1 protein-coding gene is annotated in these 1658 nt (G+C 51.7%); it reads left to right on the forward strand.

The window, feature by feature from the left end; all coding sequences use genetic code 11:
* Positions 1-1658, forward strand: a 1658-nt coding sequence (locus LRP57_RS08195; RefSeq protein ID WP_231206200.1) for an MSCRAMM family protein, incomplete at both ends; no start/stop codon positions are given.

Raw genomic sequence — 1658 nt, forward strand, 5'->3', positions numbered from 1 at the left:
CCTCCGGCGGAGTTGGTTCCGAAGAAGTCGGTGTCTTTGGATGGGCATGGGTGGAGTTTGTCTGCTCCTGCTCAGGATTTGGGTGGTTCTGTTTTTTATCGGTATTCGGTGGCGAATACGGGGTTGACGGCTATTGAGGCGTTGACGTTGTTGGATGTGTTGCCGCAGGCTGGGGATCATAAGGTGGTGCCGAATCAGCGGGATGAGTATTTGCCTCGTACGTGGTTGAGGTCTGGTGGTGATGGGTCTTCGGGTGTGGTGGAGCATTCTGCGTTTGAGACTCCGTTGACTGGGCCTGTTGATGAGGTTGAGGTTGATGGTGTTCGTGTGAATGATCAGCCGATTGATACTTTTTTGACTGAGACTGGTGTGAAGCTTTCTGCGAATGCGGCGTTTGAGTATTTTTATTCGTTGGATGCGCAGGGTGTGGATACGGCTTCTGTGGTGAATTCGCGGTGGTTGCGTAAGGATGAGGTTTCTGATTGGTCGCGTGTGAAGTCTGTGAAGGCTGTTTTGCGTCCGGGGATGAAGATTTTGTCTGCGGGTTTGGCTCATATTGTGACGGGGAATCGTTTGCCTTTTAGTGAGGCGACGAAGGGTTTGGATATTCATTCGCGTGCGATTAATTCGTTGGCTACTTCTGAGGATGGGATTAATTTCCGTGAGGCTAATGAGGTGACGGCGGAAAATATTAAGTATTCGATTGATGGTATTGCGTTTTTTGATATTGATCGTGATGGTAATGCGCGTGCGGATGAGGCGCGTATTGGTGGTCGTCGGGTTGTTGTGGTGCGTCAAAGTGATTCGGATCCGTCTGTTTTTACTGTGGCGCGTGATCCTGCGGGTGTGCCGATTGTTGGGCGTACGGATGAGGATGGTCATTATCGGTTTGAGGTGTATGCGCGTGGTAATTATGCGGTGCGTTTCTTGAAGGAGGATACTGAGACGGTTGCTCCTGCTGGTAATGGCGTGGTGAGTGTGGCTAATCATTCGGTTGCGGAAGGTTCTGTTGCCAGTCCGTGGGATGATGTTGCTGGGGATGTGGCGTATGTGCAAAGTACGTCTGTGTCTTTGCAGCCTACTCATCGTCATGATACGCGTAATGCTGCTTTTGTTTCTGATAAGCAGCCGTTGAGTGTGCGTAAGGTGGATCAAGATGGTGAGCCGATTCAGGGGATCACGTTTACGTTGAGGTATGTGGGCGCGTTGGATGGTCAGCCTGAGCTTGAGGTGGGGGATCGTCCGGGTGTTCAAACGGGTGTGACTGATTCAGATGGTCTTGTTCGTTTTAAGCCGAGCGTGTTTGGTAAGTACACGTTGAGTGAGTCGGGTGTGCCTGAGGGTATTGAGGGTTTGAGCGCGCCGAAGGACTTGGTTTTGGATGGTCAGGCGTTGGATCATGATGATCAGGGTGTGGCTTTAGCGTTTTTGCGTGTGGTCAATACTCGGGTTAAAGCTGATGTGACTGTGAAGAAAACGGATGCGTCTAGTGGTCTTCCTGTTGCTGGCGCCGTGTTTGAGCTGTATGCCAAGGACACGAGTGGTGGTGTGCCTGAGGGCGCGCAGGCCGCGTATGTTTCTGCTCCAAGTGGTGTGGATGGTGTTGCGACTTTCAGCTCGGTGGCGTATGGGGATTACGTGTTGCGTGAAAAGAGCGC

It is taken from the genome of Schaalia sp. lx-260 (assembly GCF_021083645.1).
Classification (GTDB): Bacteria; Actinomycetota; Actinomycetes; order Actinomycetales; family Actinomycetaceae; genus Pauljensenia.